The organism is Burkholderia sp. Bp8998, assembly GCF_003854235.1.
Classification (GTDB): domain Bacteria; phylum Pseudomonadota; class Gammaproteobacteria; order Burkholderiales; family Burkholderiaceae; genus Burkholderia.
Genome location: NZ_QTQF01000014.1, coordinates 95,781 through 114,089, shown reverse-complemented (window position 1 = coordinate 114,089; position 18,309 = coordinate 95,781). Strand labels below are relative to the sequence as shown.

The 18,309-nt window shown below is 66.0% G+C and carries 21 protein-coding genes; 19 read left to right on the top strand and 2 right to left on the bottom strand.

Going from position 1 to position 18,309, the window contains the following annotated elements; genetic code table 11:
- Nucleotides 1-120: 120 nt before the first annotated feature.
- The 4 genes from DIE06_RS16230 to DIE06_RS16215 are packed head-to-tail and all read left to right on the top strand — an operon-like array spanning nt 121 to nt 3,202.
- Nucleotides 121-1,125, top strand: a complete 1,005-nt coding sequence (locus tag DIE06_RS16230) for an RluA family pseudouridine synthase (RefSeq protein WP_124662290.1) — start codon at nt 121-123, stop codon at nt 1,123-1,125.
- A 5-nt stretch (nt 1,126-1,130) separates the two neighbouring features.
- Nucleotides 1,131-1,790, top strand: a complete 660-nt coding sequence (locus DIE06_RS16225; protein WP_124662289.1) for an HAD-IA family hydrolase — start codon at nt 1,131-1,133, stop codon at nt 1,788-1,790.
- On the top strand, nt 1,787-2,197 hold the full coding sequence (locus DIE06_RS16220) for a Rieske 2Fe-2S domain-containing protein (protein WP_124662288.1): 411 nt from the start codon (nt 1,787-1,789) through the stop codon (nt 2,195-2,197). The genes DIE06_RS16225 and DIE06_RS16220 overlap by 4 nt, the downstream gene beginning before the upstream one ends.
- Before the next feature lie 12 nt (nt 2,198-2,209).
- Nucleotides 2,210-3,202 carry a S49 family peptidase gene (locus DIE06_RS16215; RefSeq protein WP_124662287.1) on the top strand — a complete coding sequence of 331 codons (993 nt, stop codon included), beginning with the start codon at nt 2,210-2,212 and terminating at the stop codon, nt 3,200-3,202.
- Between the two features lie 67 nt (nt 3,203-3,269).
- On the opposite strand, the gene DIE06_RS16210 is transcribed toward DIE06_RS16215, so the two are convergent.
- Both DIE06_RS16210 and DIE06_RS16205 read right to left on the bottom strand, forming a co-directional pair.
- A complete protein-coding gene (locus tag DIE06_RS16210) occupies nt 3,270-3,992 on the bottom strand; it encodes an SAM-dependent methyltransferase (protein ID WP_124662286.1) in 723 nt (240 codons plus the stop codon).
- Entirely contained in the window at nt 3,989-4,618 is a 630-nt protein-coding gene (locus DIE06_RS16205) for a Maf-like protein (protein WP_124662285.1), read from the bottom strand. The genes DIE06_RS16210 and DIE06_RS16205 overlap by 4 nt, the downstream gene beginning before the upstream one ends.
- 254 nt (nt 4,619-4,872) lie before the next feature.
- On the opposite strand from DIE06_RS16205, the gene DIE06_RS16200 reads away from it, so the two are divergent.
- From DIE06_RS16200 to lepA, 15 genes are all read left to right on the top strand, one after another.
- Nucleotides 4,873-5,508, top strand: coding sequence for a DUF177 domain-containing protein (locus tag DIE06_RS16200; RefSeq protein WP_124662284.1), 636 nt, complete (start codon nt 4,873-4,875; stop codon nt 5,506-5,508).
- A 98-nt stretch (nt 5,509-5,606) separates the two neighbouring features.
- Entirely contained in the window at nt 5,607-5,786 is a 180-nt protein-coding gene (rpmF, locus tag DIE06_RS16195; RefSeq protein ID WP_006051932.1) for a 50S ribosomal protein L32, read from the top strand.
- Between the two features lie 129 nt (nt 5,787-5,915).
- The gene (gene plsX, locus DIE06_RS16190; protein ID WP_124662283.1) at nt 5,916-7,022 is read left to right on the top strand and encodes a phosphate acyltransferase PlsX; all 1,107 of its coding nucleotides are present in this window, start codon (nt 5,916-5,918) and stop codon (nt 7,020-7,022) included.
- Nucleotides 7,023-8,012, top strand: a complete 990-nt coding sequence (locus DIE06_RS16185; RefSeq protein WP_124662282.1) for a beta-ketoacyl-ACP synthase III — start codon at nt 7,023-7,025, stop codon at nt 8,010-8,012.
- Nucleotides 8,013-8,097: 85 nt separating this feature from the next.
- Nucleotides 8,098-9,030: an ACP S-malonyltransferase gene (gene fabD, locus DIE06_RS16180; RefSeq protein WP_124662281.1), complete on the top strand. Its 933-nt coding sequence runs from the start codon at nt 8,098-8,100 to the stop codon at nt 9,028-9,030.
- A gap of 36 nt (nt 9,031-9,066) precedes the next feature.
- A complete protein-coding gene (fabG, locus tag DIE06_RS16175; RefSeq protein WP_124662280.1) occupies nt 9,067-9,816 on the top strand; it encodes a 3-oxoacyl-ACP reductase FabG in 750 nt (249 codons plus the stop codon).
- A gap of 144 nt (nt 9,817-9,960) precedes the next feature.
- Entirely contained in the window at nt 9,961-10,200 is a 240-nt protein-coding gene (gene acpP / locus DIE06_RS16170; protein WP_004197638.1) for an acyl carrier protein, read from the top strand.
- Nucleotides 10,201-10,364: 164 nt separating this feature from the next.
- Nucleotides 10,365-11,597: a beta-ketoacyl-ACP synthase II gene (gene fabF, locus DIE06_RS16165; protein ID WP_124662279.1), complete on the top strand. Its 1,233-nt coding sequence runs from the start codon at nt 10,365-10,367 to the stop codon at nt 11,595-11,597.
- A 12-nt stretch (nt 11,598-11,609) separates the two neighbouring features.
- Nucleotides 11,610-12,074, top strand: a complete 465-nt coding sequence (locus DIE06_RS16160; protein ID WP_124662278.1) for a hypothetical protein — start codon at nt 11,610-11,612, stop codon at nt 12,072-12,074.
- Nucleotides 12,075-12,165: 91 nt separating this feature from the next.
- Nucleotides 12,166-12,765, top strand: coding sequence for an RNA polymerase sigma factor RpoE (gene rpoE / locus DIE06_RS16155; protein ID WP_011883961.1), 600 nt, complete (start codon nt 12,166-12,168; stop codon nt 12,763-12,765).
- A gap of 88 nt (nt 12,766-12,853) precedes the next feature.
- Nucleotides 12,854-13,471: a sigma-E factor negative regulatory protein gene (locus DIE06_RS16150; protein WP_124662331.1), complete on the top strand. Its 618-nt coding sequence runs from the start codon at nt 12,854-12,856 to the stop codon at nt 13,469-13,471.
- Between the two features lie 5 nt (nt 13,472-13,476).
- Nucleotides 13,477-14,529, top strand: coding sequence for a MucB/RseB C-terminal domain-containing protein (locus DIE06_RS16145; RefSeq protein WP_124662277.1), 1,053 nt, complete (start codon nt 13,477-13,479; stop codon nt 14,527-14,529).
- 16 nt (nt 14,530-14,545) lie between these two features.
- Entirely contained in the window at nt 14,546-16,045 is a 1,500-nt protein-coding gene (locus DIE06_RS16140; RefSeq protein ID WP_124662276.1) for a DegQ family serine endoprotease, read from the top strand.
- 7 nt (nt 16,046-16,052) lie between these two features.
- Entirely contained in the window at nt 16,053-16,289 is a 237-nt protein-coding gene (locus tag DIE06_RS16135) for a glutaredoxin family protein (protein ID WP_124662275.1), read from the top strand.
- Nucleotides 16,290-16,500: 211 nt separating this feature from the next.
- On the top strand, nt 16,501-18,294 hold the full coding sequence (lepA, locus tag DIE06_RS16130; protein ID WP_044844766.1) for a translation elongation factor 4: 1,794 nt from the start codon (nt 16,501-16,503) through the stop codon (nt 18,292-18,294).
- Nucleotides 18,295-18,309: the final 15 nt, after the last annotated feature.

The window sequence follows — 18,309 nt, the reverse complement described above, 5'->3', positions numbered from 1 at the left end:
GCGAGCAGCGGACCCCCGGCGCAAGTAAAATAGCGGTTTGCGCTTGCGCCTTGCCCGATTCAGCCGGGGCCGGCCTGTCAGGCCACCCTCAACGTCAGGCTGGGCAAAATTATATTCAGTATGAATGAGTTAGGCAAAATATCCCAGAATTCGGTCGCAAGCGGCCAGGTATCGATGATCCAGATCGACGAAAACTCGGCCGGTCAGCGGATCGACAACTTCCTGTTGCGCGTCTGTAAAGGCGTGCCCAAAAGCCATATTTACCGGATCCTGCGCAGCGGCGAAGTACGCGTGAACAAGGGTCGGGTCGACGCCCAGTACCGTCTCGCGTTCGGCGACATCGTCCGCGTGCCGCCCGTGCGGGTAGCGGCGGCCGACCTCGCGCGCGCCGATACGCCGATCGTGCCGCCCGCGCAGTTCGAGGTGCTGTTCGAAGATGACGCGATGCTCGTCATCAACAAGCCGGCTGGCGTCGCGGTGCACGGCGGCAGCGGCGTCGCGTTCGGCGTGATCGAGCAGATGCGCCAGGCGCGGCCGCGTGCGAAATTCCTCGAACTCGTGCACCGGCTGGACCGCGAGACCTCCGGGATCCTGATGCTCGCGAAGAAGCGCTCGGCGCTCGTCGGCCTGCATGAGCAGATCCGCGAGAACCGGATGGACAAGCGCTACTTCGCGTGCGGACACGGCGAATGGCAGTCCGACTGGGGCCGCCGCCGCGCGGTGAAGGCGCCGCTGTTCAAGTATTCGACCCCGGAAGGGGAGCGGCGGGTGCGCGTGCAGGACGACGGCGTGCCGTCGCACACGGTGTTCAACCTGATCGAGCGCTGGCCGGACTACGCGCTGGTGGAAGCGGAACTCAAAACGGGGCGGACCCATCAGATCCGGGTGCACCTCGCGCATCTCGGCCTGCCGATCGCCGGCGACGCCAAGTATGGCGATTTCGCCCTGAACAAGGCGCTGGCGCGCGCGAACGCGCAGCCGTCGCTCAAACGGATGTTCCTGCATGCGCACCGGCTGAAGCTCGCGCATCCGCTGACTGGCGAGGCGCTGCAGTTCGACGCGCCGCTGCCCGACGAATGCCGGCGCTTCCTCGACCAACTCAGCGCTCTGCGCGATACCGCCTGACTCGCATGGCCCGACAGCAATTTGATCTGATCGTCTTCGACTGGGACGGCACGCTGATGGATTCGACTGCGCACATCGCGCACAGCATCCAGGCCGCTTGCCGCGATCTCGGTCTGCCCACGCCGTCGGACGAGGCGTCCCGCTACGTGATCGGCCTCGGCCTGCGCGATGCGCTGCAGATTACCGCTCCGACCCTCGATCCGTCCGACTATCCGCGGCTGGCCGAACGTTATCGCCATCACTACCTGCTGGACGATCAGCGCATCGAGCTGTTCGCCGGCGTGCGCGAACTCCTCGCGGAATTGCGCGATACCGGTTATCTGCTCGCGGTCGCGACCGGCAAGGGCCGGGTCGGGCTGAACCGCGTGCTCGACCAGTCGAAGCTGACGAGCCTGTTCGATGCGACGCGCTGCGCGGACGAGACGTTCTCGAAGCCGCACCCGGCGATGCTGCATGAGCTGTCCCGCGAATTGGGGCAGGACCTGGCGCGTACCGTGATGATCGGCGACACCACGCACGACCTGCAGATGGCCGCGAGTGCGGGGGCGGCCGGCATCGGCGTCTCGTACGGCGCACACACGGCCGACGCGCTGGCCGCGCTGACGCCGTGCTTCGTCGCGCCGGACGTCGGCGCGCTGGCGGCGTGGCTGCGGGAGCACGCATGAGCGCGGCACCGGACGCCGTGCGCGTGTGCGCATCGGACGCGCTGGCCGACGGCGGCGCCGGCGTGCGCGTCGACGCGACGCTGCGCGGCGAGCAGGCGGTCGTGTTCTTCGTGCGTTACGACGGCCGTGCCTACGGCTACCTGAATCGTTGTGCGCACGTGCCGATGGAGCTCGACTGGGCGGAAGGGCAGTTCTTCGAGTCGTCGGGCCTGTACCTGATGTGCGCGACGCACGGCGCGATCTACGCACCGGATACCGGCAAGTGCGTCGGCGGCCCGTGCCGCGGCGGCCGCCTGCGGCCGGTCGAGGTCGACGAGCGCGACACGCCGGACGGGCGTGCGGTATTCTGGGTGCCGGATGCCGACCTGGGTCCTGCCGCTCCGACCCCTCCCGCCACGACCGACTGACGACACCACTGCATGGCCGACCAACCGAATATCCCTGATTCCTCGTCCCGTCCCGATAGCCGCGAACCGAACTGGGAGCGCGCGGCGCTCGAGCGGATCGCGCTCGCGGCCGTCAAGGAACAGCGCGCGGCGCGGCGCTGGAAGATCTTCTTCCGCTTCGCGTTCCTCGGCGTGTTCGTGCTGCTCGCGTTCGCGCTGATCGATTTCTCGAGCGACTCGAAGTTCTCGTCGAGCGGGCGCCACACGGCGCTCGTGACGATCGACGGCGAGATCGCGGCGGGCACCAACGCGAATGCCGACGACATCAACACGGCGCTGGATGCCGCTTTCGACGACGACGGCACGGCCGGCGTCGTGCTGCGGATCAACAGCCCGGGCGGCAGCCCGGTGCAGGCGGGGATGGTCTACGACGAGATCCGTCGGCTGCGCACGAAGTATCCGGGCAAGCCGCTGTATGTCGTCGTGACCGACATGTGCGCATCGGGCTGTTATTACATTGCGTCCGCCGCCGACAAGATCTTCGTCGACAAGGCGAGCATCGTCGGCTCGATCGGCGTGCTGATGGACGGTTTCGGCTTCACGGGCCTGATGGGCAAGCTCGGCGTCGATCGCCGCCTGCACACGTCGGGCGAAAACAAGGGCTTCTACGACCCGTTTTCACCCGAGACGCCGAAGATGGATGTCCATGCGCAGGCGCTGCTGGACCAGGTCCATGCGCAGTTCATCAAGGCCGTGAAGGATGGCCGCGGCAAGCGGCTGCACGAAACGCCCGACATGTTCTCGGGCCTGTTCTGGACGGGCGAGAAGAGCGTCGAGCTCGGGCTTGCCGACGGCTACGGCACGACCGACACGGTCGCGCGCGACGTGCTGAAGGCGCCGGATCTCGTCGACTACACGGTGAAGGAGAGCCTGACGAACCGCGTCGCGCGCAAGTTCGGCGCGGCGGTCGGCGGCGCCGCGATGAAGGCGCTGACTGCGGGCGGCACGTCGTTCAATCTGCGCTGAGCGGCGGCCGGCGCCGCGGCGATCGGGCCGGGCGCCCCGCATTGCGAGACTGTTGCCGGTGCGGGACTCAGTTCGCGAGCAGCAGGAAGATGGCGGGGCGCTTCTGCAGATTCGGCGCCGGCGCCTTTTTCCAGTCCGCCACCGAACGGCTGGCGATCGTCTCGGTTTCGAGGGTCAGGTCGGCCGCGACGCAGATCTGCGTGGACGGCGCGCAGGTCGCGACGAGCGTGTCGAGCATCGCCTGGTTTCGGTACGGGGTCTCGATGAAGATCTGCGTCTGGCGCGCCTTGCGCGACACCTGCTCGAGTTCGCGCAGGCGTTTCGCCCGTGCGGCCGCATCGACCGGCAGGTAGCCGTTGAACGCGAAACTCTGGCCGTTCAGGCCCGACGCCATCAGCGCGAGCAGGATCGAACTCGGCCCGACGAGCGGCACGACCTTCACGCCGCGCTCGTGCGCGCGGCGGACCAGCAGCGCGCCGGGATCGGCAACGGCGGGGCAGCCGGCCTCGGACACCAGCCCGGCGTCCGCGCCCGCCAGTACCGGTGCGAGCAGCCGGTCGATCTCGCCGGCCGGCGTATTGACGTTCAGTTCCCGGATATCGATTTCCTGGATCGGCCGCGTCGTGCCGATCTTCTTCAGGAACGCGCGGGTCGTTTTCGCGTTTTCGCCGATGTAATAGCCGAGCGTGCCTGCGCGCGCCTGCACGGCGGCGGGCAGCACGGCGGCGAGCATCGATGCGTCGCCTTCGCCGAGCGTGTTCGGAACGAGATAGAGCGTGCCGGCCGTCATGCGCGGTCTCCTTGGGTAGCGAACAGCGGATAGCCCGCGGCGCGCAGCATCCGCGTGAGCGCGATCAGCGGCAGGCCGACGAGTGCCGTCGGGTCATTGGAGTCGATGGCCTCCAGCAGCGCGATGCCAAGCCCTTCGGACTTCGCGCTGCCGGCGACGTCGTACGGCGTTTCCGCGCGCAGGTAGGCATCGAGTTCGGCTTCGGGCAACGAACGAAAGCGCACGTGCGTGACGACGTCCTCGCTCTGCGTTTCGCCGGTGCGGCTGTCGTACAGGCTGAGCGCGCTGTGGAATTCGACGTCGCGGCCCTGCATCGACAGGAGCTGCGCGAGCGCGCGCTCGTGCGTGCCGGGCTTGCCGATCTGGTGGCCGTCGAACGTCGCGACCTGGTCCGACCCGATCACGAGCACGCCGTCCGGCGCGTCGATCGTCGCGGCGACCGCGCGCGCCTTCGCGCCGGCGAGGCGCAGCGCGGTCGCGGCGGGCGTTTCGCCCGCAAGCGGGGTTTCATCGAGGTCGGGCGATACGACGTCGAACGGCATGCCGAATCGCTCGAGGAGCGCGCGGCGGTAGCGGGAACTGGAGGCGAGAATCAGCCGCGGCGGGCGGCAAACGGTATCCGGCATGGTCGATTGGGTCGGTGAGTCGTCAGGTGTGGCGCGGTGTTGCGAGGGTGCAAGCATAAGTGATTGACCGCAAAAGGTAAAACAGGTATGCTTTCCCGCTTTTCGTCGGCAGGCTTCCGCTGTGGTGGCGCCTGCCGGGTCTTCGGAAGTAAAGTACGCATCGTACGTGGTGTAGATCGCGTACGGGAGCGGCGCCAGATGAGCAGCGCCAGCAAGCCGGATCCCGCAAGTCAGCCTGTAGGCAGGAGCGCAACATGAACACTTCTTCTGGCAAGCCTGCGGCAGCGCTTGATCCGCACGCAGTCGACCTGTTCGAATTCGCCCGCAGCGGGCGGCAGGCAGCAGGTGCCGTGCGCCTGTCGCAACTGCCGCGCATGTTGAACGAAGTGCCGGCGGACGCGCCCGATCGCGACACGGTCTTCACGTGGCAGGCCGAGGGGTTCACCCAGAAGGAGTTGCAGGACGACGGCGCCGATGGGCAGCAGCCGTATCTGCGCCTCGCGGTGCACGGCCATGCGTGGCTCACGTGCCAGCGCTGCGTGACCCCGTACGACCAGACGTTCGACGTCGACATGACGTACCGGGTCGTTGCGACCGAAGAAGAAGCTGAAGAATTTCCGCTCGACGACGATGAAGCCGATGTGATCGTGGGCTCGCGCCAGTTCGATCTCGTCGACTTGATCGAAGAGGAATTGCTGCTTTCGTTGCCGCTCGTGCCCAAGCACGAGGTTTGCCCGGCAGTTCACGAAAGCCTCGTGTCGGGTGCGAGCGGTCCTTCGGAAGACGCGGACGACGAGTCCGCCGAAGACGAGGACGAAGGCAAACGGCCGAATCCGTTCGCAGCGCTGGAAGCGCTGAAGAAGGACGGGGACGGCAGCAAGAAACACTAAGCAGTTGTGGCGCGGGAAGGCGTAAGGGCTTTGGGCCAGGGTAGTTAAGCGCCGGATCGGGCTGTGTTAGAATCCGGAAAATTATTTAGGAGTTAGTCATGGCAGTCCAGCAAAACAAGAAGTCGCCGTCGAAGCGCGGCATGCATCGTTCGCACGATTTCCTGACGGCAGCGCCGCTGGCAGTCGAGCCGAGCACGGGTGAAGTGCACCTGCGTCACCACGTCAGCCCGAACGGCTACTATCGCGGCAAGAAAGTCGTCAAGACGAAGAACGACTAAGCGTCAAGTCACGCGTTGCGCGCTACGATCGCCGTTCGCGTGACAACTGGTTCGCTTGACACTTTCCTGGCGCAACAAAAAGGCGGCATTCAACTGCCGCTTTTTTGTGCCTGAAATTCGTCGCATTCCATGACCGTAAAGCTCACAATCGATTGCATGGGAGGCGACCACGGCCCGTCCGTGACCGTTCCCGCGGCAGTCAAGTTCGTCCGCGCGCATCCCGATGCGCACCTGATGCTCGTCGGCATCGAAAGCGCGATCCGCGCTCAGCTGAAAAAGCTGAAAGCCCTCGACGATCCCGCGCTGACCATCGTGGCCGCCACCGAAGTCGTGGCGATGGACGACCCTGTCGAAGTGGCGCTGCGCAAGAAGAAGGATTCTTCGATGCGTGTCGCGCTCAACCACGTCAAGGAAGGCGCGGCCCAGGCCTGTATCTCCGCCGGCAACACCGGCGCGCTGATGGCCGTTTCCCGTTATGTGCTCAAGACGCTGCCCGGCATCGAGCGGCCCGCGATCGCGTTCGCACTGCCGAACCCGACCGGCTACACGATGATGCTGGACCTTGGCGCGAACGTCGACTGCGAGCCGCAGCACCTGCTGCAGTTCGCGGAGATGGGGCATGCGCTCGTCGCCGCGCTCGAAGGCAAGGAGCGTCCGACGATCGGCCTGCTGAACATCGGCGAAGAGGTCATCAAGGGCAACGAGACGATCAAGCGCGCAGGCGAACTGCTGCGCGCCAGCACGCTGAATTTCCGCGGCAACGTCGAAGGCAACGACATCTACAAGGGCACGGTCGACGTGATCGTCTGCGACGGCTTCGTCGGCAACGTCGCGCTGAAGACGTCCGAAGGGCTCGCGCAGATGCTGTCCGACATCATTCGCGAGGAGTTCGGCCGTTCGCTGATGTCGAAGCTGATGGCGCTGCTCGCACTGCCGGTGCTGATGCGCTTCAAGAAGCGCGTCGACCATCGCCAGTACAACGGCGCGGCGCTGCTGGGGCTGAAGAGCCTCGTGATCAAAAGCCACGGTTCGGCCGATGCCTACGCGTTTGAGTGGGCGATCAAACGCGGGTATGATGCCGTCAAAAACGGCGTGCTGGAGCGCCTCGCGCGCGCGATGGCGGATAATTCGGTGTCGCTCGGCGACGGCGAACACGACGCGGGCGGCGCGGGCCCGACGAGCCCGGCCGCAGGCCATCACGCCGAACCTTCCGCTGCGCAATCCTCTAAAGCATAAATGGCCCAATCGACTCTCTATTCCCGCGTGCTCGGCACGGGCAGCTACCTGCCGCCCGACCGCGTCACGAACCAGCAGCTCGCCGATCGTCTCGCGAAGGAAGGCATCGAGACGAGCGACGAGTGGATCGTTGCGCGCACGGGCATCCATGCGCGCCATTTCGCCGCACCGGACGTCACGACGAGCGATCTCGCGCTCGAAGCGTCGCGCCGTGCGATCGAGGCGGCCGATATCGATCCGCAGTCGATCGACCTGATCATCGTCGCGACTTCGACCCCCGATTTCGTGTTCCCGAGCACCGCGTGCCTGCTGCAGAACAAGCTCGGCATCAAGAACGGCGGCGCGGCATTCGACGTGCAGGCCGTGTGCTCGGGCTTTGCCTATGCGGTGGCGACGGCCGACAGCTTCATCCGCAGCGGCCAGCACCGCACGGCGCTCATCGTCGGCGCGGAGACGTTCTCGCGCATTCTCGATTTCAAGGACCGCACGACCTGCGTGCTGTTTGGCGACGGCGCGGGCGCGGTGATCCTGTCCGCATCGGACGAGCCAGGCGTGCTCGGCAGCGCGCTGCACGCGGACGGTAGCTATTCGCACATCCTCTGCACGCCGGGCAACGTCAATCGCGGCGTGATCGACGGTAGCGCGTTCCTGTACATGGACGGGCAGGCCGTGTTCAAGCTCGCGGTCAACGTGCTCGAAAAGGTCGCGATCGAGGCGCTCGCCAAGGCGAATCTCGCACCCGAACAGGTCGACTGGCTGATCCCGCACCAGGCCAACATCCGCATCATGACCAGCACCTGCCGCAAGCTCGGCCTGCCGCAGGAGCGCATGGTCGTGACGGTCGACCAGCACGGCAACACGTCGGCTGCGTCGATCCCGCTGGCGCTCGACACTGCGGTACGCGACGGTCGCATCCAGCGCGGTCAGCACGTGCTGATCGAAGGCGTCGGTGGCGGCTTCACCTGGGGCGCGTCGGTCTTCCGCTTCTGATCCGCAGCGCGCGTGAGCCGCGCGCGGATCCCGAACCGGCGCGCCGTTCGCGCGCGCCGTCCGAATCGATTCAATTGGGGACGATATGAAATTTGCATTCGTTTTTCCGGGGCAGGGCTCGCAGTCGGTCGGCATGCTCAACGCATTCGCCGATCTGGCCGTCGTGCGCGAGACGCTCCAGGAAGCATCCGATGCACTCAATCAGGATCTCGGCAAGCTGATCGCCGAAGGTCCGGCCGAAGAACTGAATCTGACCACCAACACGCAGCCCGTGATGCTGACGGCCGCCTACGCGTGCTATCGCGCATGGCAGCAGGCCGGCGGCCCGGCACCGTCGATCGTCGCGGGCCACAGCCTCGGCGAATACACGGCGCTCGTCGCCGCGGGCGCGATCGCGTTCAAGGATGCGGTGCCGCTCGTGCGCTTCCGCGCGCAGGCGATGCAGGCGGCCGTGCCGGTCGGCCAGGGCGGCATGGCCGCGATCCTGGGTCTCGATGACGACACGGTGCGCGCGGTATGCGCCGAAGCCGCGGAAGCGGGCGTCGTCGAAGCCGTGAACTTCAACGCGCCGGCGCAGGTCGTGATCGCGGGCGCGAAGGCGGCCGTCGAGAAGGCCTGCGAGATCGCGAAGGCGAAGGGCGCGAAGCGCGCGCTGCCGCTGCCGGTCTCGGCGCCGTTCCATTCGTCGCTGCTCACGCCGGCGTCGGACCAGCTGCGCGACTATCTTGCGAACGTCGACGTGAAGGCGCCGCAGATTCCGGTCGTCAACAACATCGACGTCGCGGTGGTCAGCGATCCGGCCGCGATCAAGGACGCGCTGGTGCGCCAGGCCGCGGGCCCGGTGCGCTGGGTCGAATGCGTGCAGCACATCGCGGGCACGGGCGTCACGCACGTGATCGAATGCGGTCCGGGCAAGGTGCTGGCAGGCCTGACGAAGCGCATCGACGGCAACCTGATCGGCGCCTCGGTGTTCGATCCGGCTTCGCTCGACGAAGCACTGAAGCTGGCGACCGCCTGACGCGGCGCCTTTCCTCAAGAGACGGATATTCGATTCATGGAAAAGACTCTCGATAAACAGGTCGCGATCGTGACCGGCGCATCGCGCGGCATCGGCCGGGCGATCGCGCTCGAACTCGCGCGCCTGGGCGCGATGGTGATCGGCACGGCGACGAGCGAATCGGGCGCTGCCGCGATTACCGCCGGGTTCGCGGAAGCGGGCGTGACGGGCCGCGGCGCGGTGCTGAACGTCAACGACGCGGCGGCGGCCGAAGCGCTGATCGACGCGACCGTGAAGGAATTCGGCGCGCTCCACGTGCTCGTCAACAACGCGGGGATCACGCAGGACCAGCTCGCGATGCGGATGAAGGACGAGGACTGGGATGCGGTGATCGACACCAACCTGAAGTCGGTGTTCCGCCTGTCGCGGGCGGTGCTGCGCCCGATGATGAAGGCCCGCGGCGGTCGTATCATCAACATCACGTCGGTGGTCGGCTCGGCCGGCAACCCGGGTCAGGCCAACTATGCGGCCGCGAAGGCCGGCGTCGCGGGCATGACCCGTGCGCTCGCACGCGAAATCGGCAGCCGTGGCATCACGGTGAACTGCGTCGCGCCGGGCTTCATCGACACGGACATGACGAAGACGCTGCCGGAAGAACAGCAGGCCGCGCTCAAGACCCAGATTCCGCTCGGCCGCCTCGGCAGCCCGGCAGACATTGCCCATGCCGTCGCATTCCTCGCATCGCCGCAGGCCGGTTACATCACCGGCACGACGCTGCACGTGAACGGCGGCATGTACATGTCGTAACGGTTTTCGTTTACCATCCGCGCCGTATCCCGTTTTTCAGGCGGATCGGCGCTTGATCGACCATCAAGCCAACGCGCGTTTTGGCGTCAGCAAACCTGATAAAATGCGCGCACTTGTAAATCTGAACTTTCCCTCGGAGGGGTAATGGATAACATCGAACAACGTGTCAAGAAGATCGTCGCTGAGCAACTGGGCGTCGCAGAAGCCGAGATCAAGAACGAAGCATCGTTCGTGAACGACCTGGGCGCGGACTCGCTCGACACGGTTGAACTGGTGATGGCTCTGGAAGACGAGTTCGGCATGGAAATCCCGGACGAAGAAGCAGAGAAGATCACGACCGTTCAGCAAGCGATCGACTACGCTCGCGCAAACGTCAAGGCGTAAGCGCCTTTCGCGCTTGTTTGCCACGTCGCCGCGATCTTCGCGATTGACGCGCCATCCTGCCGGCTTCGTGCCGGACGGACTAACAGCCACAGGGCTCGCAGGGCTGGTTCCTGTGGCCACTGTGGCTTTTGCTTTTGTCATCCAATAATGGAAAAGAGGTTACCGTGAGCCGCCGTCGTGTTGTTGTTACAGGCCTGGGGCTGATTTCGCCTGTTGGCAATAATGTTGCCGACGGCTGGGCCAATCTCGTCGCCGGCAAGTCCGGTATCGCCACCGTCACGAAGTTCGATGCGTCGAACCTCGCCTGCCATTTCGCGGGCGAAGTGAAGGGCTTCAGCGCCGAGGAATACATTCCGGCGAAGGAAGCCCGCAACATGGATACGTTCATCCATTACGGCATCGCAGCCGGCGTCCAGGCAATCCGGGACAGCGGCCTCGAAGTGAACGAAGCCAATGCGGAACGCATCGGCGTGCTGGTCGGCTCCGGCATCGGCGGCCTGCCGATGATCGAAGACACGCACCAGACCTACGTCGATCGCGGCGCACGCCGGATTTCGCCGTTCTTCGTGCCGGGTTCGATCATCAACATGATCTCGGGTCACCTGAGCATCATGTTCGGCCTGAAGGGCCCGAACCTCGCGGCCGTGACGGCCTGCACGACCGGTCTGCACAGCATCGGCCTCGCGGCGCGCCTGATCCAGGCCGGCGACGCCGACGTGATGGTCGCGGGCGGCGCCGAATCGACGGTGTCTCCGCTGGGCATCGGCGGTTTCGCGGCCGCGCGCGCGCTGTCGACCCGCAACGACGATCCGGCCACCGCGTCCCGTCCGTGGGACAAGGACCGCGACGGCTTCGTGCTGGGCGAGGGTGCAGGCGTGATGGTGCTCGAAGAGTACGAGGCGGCGAAGGCACGTGGCGCCAGGATCTATGCGGAAGTCTCGGGCTTCGGCATGACGGGCGATGCGTACCACATGACCGCGCCGAACATGGACGGTCCGCGCCGCTGCATGGTCGCGGCACTGCGCGACGCTGGCGTGAACGCGGACGAGGTCCACTACCTGAACGCGCACGGCACGTCGACGCCGCTCGGCGACAAGAACGAGTCCGACGCGGTGAAGGCGGCTTTCGGCGAGCACGCGTACAAGCTCGTCGTGAACTCGACGAAGTCGATGACGGGTCACCTTCTGGGTGGCGCGGGCGGCCTCGAGTCGGTGTTCACGGTGCTGGCGCTGCACAACAACGTGTCGCCGCCGACCATCAACATCTTCAACCAGGACCCCGAGTGCGATCTCGATTACTGCGCGAACACCGCGCGTGACATGAAGATCGACGTGGCCGTGAAGAACAACTTCGGCTTCGGCGGTACCAACGGCACGCTGGTGTTCAAGCGCGTCTGACGCTGAAATCGCTTGACGAGTCCATTCGATGCTCCGGCCGGGCGTCCGCAGCGCTTTGCGTTGCGGGCCTCGGCCGTGTCGTATGTCGTGCTGGCCGCATTCGTCGCGGCGGCGGCCGCGGCCGCGTACCTGTTCTGGGCGCCGCGGGCCGGTGCCGCCGCTGGCGCATGCGTGTCCTCGGCAACGGCCGCGCTGCTTGCCGTGTGCGCCGCGCGGGCCTGCGCCCGCCGGCTGCCGGCCGAGTTGCGGATCGATGCATTCGGGGAGATTGCGGCGTTTGGCCGCACCGGGCGCTTGCTGGCCCGGGGCCGCGTGACCGGCCATGCACACTGGAGCAGCCTGCTGCTCGTGCTGTCGGTCGGGCAGGGCGCCCGGCGCGCGCGGCCGCTGCTGATTCCGGCCGATGCGCTCGACGCGGCGTCGTTCAGCGCGCTGTCCGTGCTGGCGCGAACCGCGGGCAAGGCGGGGCCGGCATGACGGCGGCGCGGTTACCGACCGTAACCAGCGGCCGGCGCCGGAACGCTACAATAACGCTCCGCGTTGCATCCCTAGTTAACGGATTTGTCAGGTGAGTGAAAAAGAAATCGATCAGGCTCTGGTCGAGCGCGTACAGAAAGGCGACAAGGCAGCGTTCGAACTCCTGGTCTCCAAATACCACCGCAAGATCATTCGGCTGATCTCGCGCCTCGTGCGGGATCCCGCCGAGGTCGAGGATGTGGCCCAGGACGCGTTCATCAAGGCGTATCGTGCGCTGCCGCAATTTCGCGGCGAGTCGGCGTTCTACACGTGGTTGTACCGGATTGCCGTCAATACGGCGAAGAACTACCTTGCGACGCAGGGCCGCCGGGCACCGACCTCCACCGAGGCCGATGCCGAGGAAGCGGAAACTTTCTCCGATGCAGACCAACTAAGGGATATCAACACGCCTGAGTCGATGTTGATGAGCAAGCAGATTGCCGAGACGGTCAACGCTGCAATGGCCGTCCTGCCCGAAGAACTGCGCCAGGCGATTACGCTGCGCGAGATCGAGGGCCTGAGCTACGAAGAGATCGCGGAAATGATGAATTGTCCGATCGGGACGGTCCGATCGCGAATCTTCCGGGCGCGCGAGGCAATCGCTGCGAAATTGCGTCCGCTGCTCGATACGCCCGAAGGCAAGCGCTGGTAAGCGCGGTGGGCGTAACGACGCGGGTCGGGGTCTAGTTACGGATAGAGTCGTGAAATCACGACGGGGTGTGTGCAAGATGGGGAGCATCATGGGGTCGGTCAATACGCAGTCGCAAGCGTGCTCGCGCGGCGAGCGCCTTTCCGCTCTGGTCGACGGTGAACTGTTCGACGGCCCGGATCACGGGCAGTTTCTGGCTGAGCTCGACCGCGCGGATCGCGCTGCATGGGCCCACTACCACCTGATCGGCGATGCGCTGCGCTCGGACGAACTCGCGCTGTCGCCCGCGCTGAGCGTCGCGTTCACCGCGCGCATGTCGGCCGTGCTCGAAAGCGAGCCGCACCTGCTCGCGCCGGCCGCCGCGCCGGCCGCGCGCAAGCTGCTGTCGCTGCGCCGGCGTGTCGTGCCCGCGTTCGCGGTGGCCGCCGCGGCAGCCACGCTGACGTGGATCGTCGTCCCGCAGATGCAGACGGCCGGTGCGCCGGGCGCCGTCCAGGTCGCATCGGCAGGTGCGCCGCAAAGCGGCAACCTGCAGCGCGTGACGGTTGCGCAGTCATCGACACAGCCGGGCCTGCAGGACGTCAACATCATCCGCGACGCAAGTCTGGACCAATACCTTGAAGCGCACCAGCAATTCGCGCAGCAGCCCGTCGTCACGGGCTCGATGCCGCTGATCCGCGCTGCCGTGACCACCACGCCAGGCCAATAAATCCGATGCGGACATTGCAGTTGAATCACACCATCTCCGGATGGAAGCGGCTGCCGGCCCTCCTGCTTTGCGCAGCCGCCCTGTTGTCCGTTCAATCCCTCCCTGCCAGCGCTCAGCAACCGGATGATCCCGTCGCGACCCGCAAGGGGGCGGCGGAGTGGCTCGACCGCATCCAGCAGGCGGCGCAGCAGCAGAGCTACGAGGGTACGTTCGTCTATCAGCGCGGCGGGTATGTCCAGTCGTCGCGCATCGTGCACGCGGCGTCCCGCGACGGCGAGTTCGAGCGGATCGAGTCGCTCGACGGCAAGCCGCGCAAGGTGCTGCGGCATAACGACGAGCTGTACACGTTCGTGCCCGAGCGCAAGCTGTGCGTGGTCGAGCGCCGCCAGACGCGCGACTCGTTCCCCGCGCTGCTCGGTGCGGGTGGCGAGCACGTGATGTCCGTTTATGACGCGAAGCTGCTTGGCAAGGACCGTGTGGCCGGGATCGATGCGCAGGTGGTCGAGCTCGTGCCGAAGGATGCGTACCGCTTCACGTACAAGCTGTGGGCCGACACCCGCACCGGGCTGCTGCTGCGTTCGCAGACGCTCGATGCGAGCGATCACGTGCTCGAGCAGGTCGCGTTTTCCCAACTGCAGACGGGCGGCACGACCGGTGACAAATCCGCGATCGCGGCCGGCATGCGCAACCTGAGCGGCTGGACGGTGGTCCGCCCGCCGGTCGCGACGGTCGACATGGAAGCGCAGGGCTGGCAGATCGCGCCGACCATCGCCGGCTTCCGGAAGATTCGCGAGGTGCGCCGGCCGATGGCCGCGCGCGACGCCGGCGATCCGCCGATTCCGGTCGATCAGGCCGTCTTCACCGACGGCCTCGCGACGATCTCCGTCTTCATCGAGCCGGCCGAAAAGAACATGCGCAAGGAAGGCGCGGGCAGCACCGGCGCGACCCACGTTCTCGTGAAGCGTCGCGGCGACTACTGGATCACCGTACTCGGCGAAGTGCCGCCGGCCACGTTGCAGCAGTTCGCGTCTGCCATAGAATACAAGGCTTCCAAGTAACGCTACGGTTTCCGACATGACGAAACTCACGCTGCGCAAAGTGCTCGCGGCGGCGGTGTTGTTTGCCTGCCTGCCGCTCGCCCCGCATACCGCCGCCGCGGTCACGCCTCCCGCTGCCAGCCTTCCCGATTTCGCCGATCTGGTCGAAAAGGTCGGGCCGGCCGTCGTGAACATCCGGACCACCGCGAACGTGCCGACGGCCGGCCCGCGCGGCGTGCTCCCGCCGGGCTTCGACAACGGCGACATGTCGGAATTCTTCCGGCGTTTCTTCGGTATTCCGCTGCCGCAGGCGCCCGGCAACGGTGGCGGCAACGGCAACCCGAAGAACGCGCCGGCACCGGATAATCCGCCCGACACCGAGCAGAACCGCGGCGTCGGGTCGGGCTTCATCGTGTCGGCGGACGGCTACGTGATGACCAACGCGCACGTCGTCGACGACGCGGACACCATCTACGTGACGCTGACCGACAAGCGCGAATTCAAGGCGAAGCTGATCGGCGTCGACGACCGTACGGACGTCGCGGTCGTCAAGATCCAGGCGTCGAATCTGCCGGTCGTCGCGATCGGCGATTCGAACAAGGTGCGCGTCGGCGAGTGGGTCGTCGCGATCGGTTCGCCGTTCGGCCTCGACAACACCGTGACCGCCGGCATCGTGAGTTCGAAGAGCCGCAACACGGGCGACTACCTGCCGTTCATCCAGACCGACGTCGCGGTGAACCCCGGCAACTCGGGCGGCCCGCTGATCAACATGCAGGGCGAGGTGATCGGCATCAACTCGCAGATCTACAGCCGCACCGGCGGTTTCATGGGCATTTCGTTCGCGATCCCGATCGACGAGGCGATGCGCGTGGCCGACCAGCTGAAGGCGACCGGCAAGGTCACGCGCGGCCGCATCGCGGTGGCGATCGGCGAGGTGACGAAGGACGTGGCCGACTCGATCGGGCTGCCGAAGGCGGAAGGCGCGCTCGTCAGCAGTGTCGAGCCGGGCGGTCCGGCCGACAAGGCGGGCATCCAGCCGGGCGACATTATCCTGAAGTTCAACGGCCGGTCGGTCGATACGGCGTCGGATCTGCCGCGCATGGTCGGCGACACGAAGCCAGGCGCCAAGGCGACCGTCAGCGTGTGGCGCAAGGGTCAGGCGCGTGATTTGCCGATCACGATCGCCGAGACGCCGGCGGAGACCACGGCGAAGGCCGAGCAGCGCAAGAGTGCGCCGCAGAAGCCGCGCCAGGCGAATTCGCTCGGCTTGACGGTCAGTGACCTTTCAGCGGATCAGATGAAGTCGCTGAAGCTGAAGAACGGCGTGCAGATCGACGGTGTCGATGGCCCGGCGGCGCGTGCAGGCCTGCAGCGCGGCGACATCGTGCTGCGCGTCGGCGATACCGACATCACGAGCGCGAAGCAGTTCGCCGACGTGACCGCGCAGCTCGATCCGCAGAAGGCGGTCGCGGTGCTCGTGCGGCGCGGCGACAACACGCAGTTCGTGCCGGTGCGCCCGCGCCCGGGTCAGAAGTAACGCACCGATGTTCACGCTCTACGGCCGCGGCTGGTGCCATTTGTGCGACGACATGCGCGATGCGCTGGCGCCGGTGGCGGCTGAATTCGGCGTCGCGGTCGACTACGTCGACATCGACGCCGATCCGGCACTGGTTGCGCGTTACGACGAAGACGTGCCGGTGCTGCTGCTGGACGGCACGGAAGTGTGCCGCCACCGGTTCGATGAGGCGAGGGTGCGCGGCACGCTCGCGGCCCGACGCTGAACCCGGCTCCGTTGCCGGCTGGCCACGCGTTGCGCGGGGCCGCCGGCGACGGGTTCCGCCAGCCAGGGCCTTCGACGGGGCGCCCCTGGCCGGGCGTCCCAAATTACCGCCCGGCAAAGGCCTTTTCGGCTAAAATAAGCCGTTTTTTCACCGACTTACAAGGCGTGCTCCGCAGTCGTCGAGCGCGCCTTTTTCGCTTGATCGGCACTGAATGGATCATATTCGCAATTTCTCGATCATCGCGCACATCGACCATGGCAAGTCGACGCTCGCGGATCGCATCATCCAGGTATGCGGCGGTCTCGCCGACCGTGAAATGGAAGCGCAGGTGCTCGACTCGATGGATATCGAGCGCGAGCGCGGCATCACGATCAAGGCGCAGACGGCAGCGTTGTCCTATCGCGCCCGCGACGGCAAGGTCTACAACCTCAACCTGATCGATACACCGGGGCACGTCGACTTCTCGTACGAAGTCAGCCGTTCGCTGTCCGCGTGCGAAGGTGCGCTGCTCGTGGTCGACGCGAGCCAGGGCGTCGAGGCGCAGACGGTCGCGAACTGCTATACGGCAATCGAGCTCGGCGTCGAGGTCGTGCCGGTGCTGAACAAGATCGACCTGCCGGCCGCGAACCCCGAGAACGCGATCGAGGAGATCGAGGACGTGATCGGCATCGACGCGACCGACGCGACGCGCTGCAGCGCGAAGACGGGTCTCGGCGTCGAGGACGTGCTCGAAGCGCTGATCGCGAAGGTGCCGCCGCCGAAGGGCGATCCGGCCGCGCCGCTGCAGGCGCTGATCATCGACTCGTGGTTCGACAACTACGTCGGCGTCGTGATGCTCGTGCGGATCGTCAACGGCACGCTGCGTCCGAAGGACAAGATCAAGATGATGGCGACCGGCGCGCAGTATCCGGTCGAGCACGTCGGCGTGTTCACGCCGAAGTCGCGCAATCTCGATTCGCTGTCGGCAGGGCAGGTCGGCTTCATCATCGCCGGCATCAAGGAATTGACGGCCGCGAAGGTTGGCGACACCGTCACGCACGCGACCAAGGCCGCCGCCGAGCCGCTGCCGGGCTTCAAGGAAGTGAAGCCGCAGGTGTTCGCGGGGCTGTATCCGGTCGAGGCGAACCAGTACGACGCGCTGCGCGAATCGCTCGAGAAGCTGAAGCTCAACGATGCGTCGCTGCAGTACGAGCCGGAAGTGTCGCAGGCGCTCGGCTTCGGTTTCCGCTGCGGCTTCCTCGGGCTGCTGCACATGGAAATCGTGCAGGAGCGGCTCGAGCGCGAGTTCGACATGGACCTCATCACGACCGCACCGACGGTCGTCTACGAGGTCGTGCAGAGCGACGGCTCGACGATCATGGTCGAGAACCCGGCGAAGATGCCGGAGCCCGGCCGCATCGCCGAAGTGCGCGAGCCGATCGTCACCGTGAACCTGTACATGCCGCAGGACTACGTCGGTTCCGTGATCACGCTGTGCGAGCAAAAGCGCGGCTCGCAGATCAACATGCAGTATCACGGCCGTCAGGTGCAGCTCACGTACGAAATCCCGATGGCCGAGATCGTGCTCGACTTCTTCGACCGCCTGAAGTCGGTGTCGCGCGGCTATGCGTCGATGGACTACGAGTTCAAGGAATACCGTTCGTCGGACGTCGTGAAGGTCGACATGCTGATCAACGGCGACAAGGTCGACGCGCTGTCGATCATCGTGCACCGTTCGCAGTCTCAATATCGCGGCCGTGAAGTGGCCGCGAAGATGCGCGAGATCATCCCGCGCCAGATGTACGACGTGGCGATCCAGGCTGCAATCGGCGCGCACATCGTCGCGCGCGAGAACATCAAGGCGCTGCGCAAGAACGTGCTCGCGAAGTGCTACGGCGGCGACATCACGCGAAAGAAGAAACTGCTCGAGAAGCAGAAAGAAGGTAAGAAACGCATGAAGCAGGTGGGTTCGGTCGAGATCCCGCAGGAAGCGTTCCTCGCGATCTTGCGCGTCGAAGACAAATAACAGGACTGATCCTTT

Coding starts and splice junctions, on each gene's coding strand:
- DIE06_RS16185 (WP_124662282.1), top strand. CDS start 7,023: ATGGCCCAATCGACTCTCTATTCCCGCGTGCTCGGCACGGGCAGCTAC.
- DIE06_RS16140 (WP_124662276.1), top strand. CDS start 14,546: ATGACGAAACTCACGCTGCGCAAAGTGCTCGCGGCGGCGGTGTTGTTT.
- DIE06_RS16225 (WP_124662289.1), top strand. CDS start 1,131: ATGGCCCGACAGCAATTTGATCTGATCGTCTTCGACTGGGACGGCACG.
- DIE06_RS16215 (WP_124662287.1), top strand. CDS start 2,210: ATGGCCGACCAACCGAATATCCCTGATTCCTCGTCCCGTCCCGATAGC.
- DIE06_RS16200 (WP_124662284.1), top strand. CDS start 4,873: ATGAACACTTCTTCTGGCAAGCCTGCGGCAGCGCTTGATCCGCACGCA.
- DIE06_RS16150 (WP_124662331.1), top strand. CDS start 12,854: ATGGGGTCGGTCAATACGCAGTCGCAAGCGTGCTCGCGCGGCGAGCGC.
- rpmF (WP_006051932.1), top strand. CDS start 5,607: ATGGCAGTCCAGCAAAACAAGAAGTCGCCGTCGAAGCGCGGCATGCAT.
- fabG (WP_124662280.1), top strand. CDS start 9,067: ATGGAAAAGACTCTCGATAAACAGGTCGCGATCGTGACCGGCGCATCG.
- fabD (WP_124662281.1), top strand. CDS start 8,098: ATGAAATTTGCATTCGTTTTTCCGGGGCAGGGCTCGCAGTCGGTCGGC.
- DIE06_RS16210 (WP_124662286.1), bottom strand. CDS start 3,992: ATGACGGCCGGCACGCTCTATCTCGTTCCGAACACGCTCGGCGAAGGC.
- DIE06_RS16145 (WP_124662277.1), top strand. CDS start 13,477: ATGCGGACATTGCAGTTGAATCACACCATCTCCGGATGGAAGCGGCTG.
- acpP (WP_004197638.1), top strand. CDS start 9,961: ATGGATAACATCGAACAACGTGTCAAGAAGATCGTCGCTGAGCAACTG.
- DIE06_RS16205 (WP_124662285.1), bottom strand. CDS start 4,618: ATGCCGGATACCGTTTGCCGCCCGCCGCGGCTGATTCTCGCCTCCAGT.
- lepA (WP_044844766.1), top strand. CDS start 16,501: ATGGATCATATTCGCAATTTCTCGATCATCGCGCACATCGACCATGGC.
- DIE06_RS16230 (WP_124662290.1), top strand. CDS start 121: ATGAATGAGTTAGGCAAAATATCCCAGAATTCGGTCGCAAGCGGCCAG.
- DIE06_RS16220 (WP_124662288.1), top strand. CDS start 1,787: ATGAGCGCGGCACCGGACGCCGTGCGCGTGTGCGCATCGGACGCGCTG.
- plsX (WP_124662283.1), top strand. CDS start 5,916: ATGACCGTAAAGCTCACAATCGATTGCATGGGAGGCGACCACGGCCCG.
- DIE06_RS16135 (WP_124662275.1), top strand. CDS start 16,053: ATGTTCACGCTCTACGGCCGCGGCTGGTGCCATTTGTGCGACGACATG.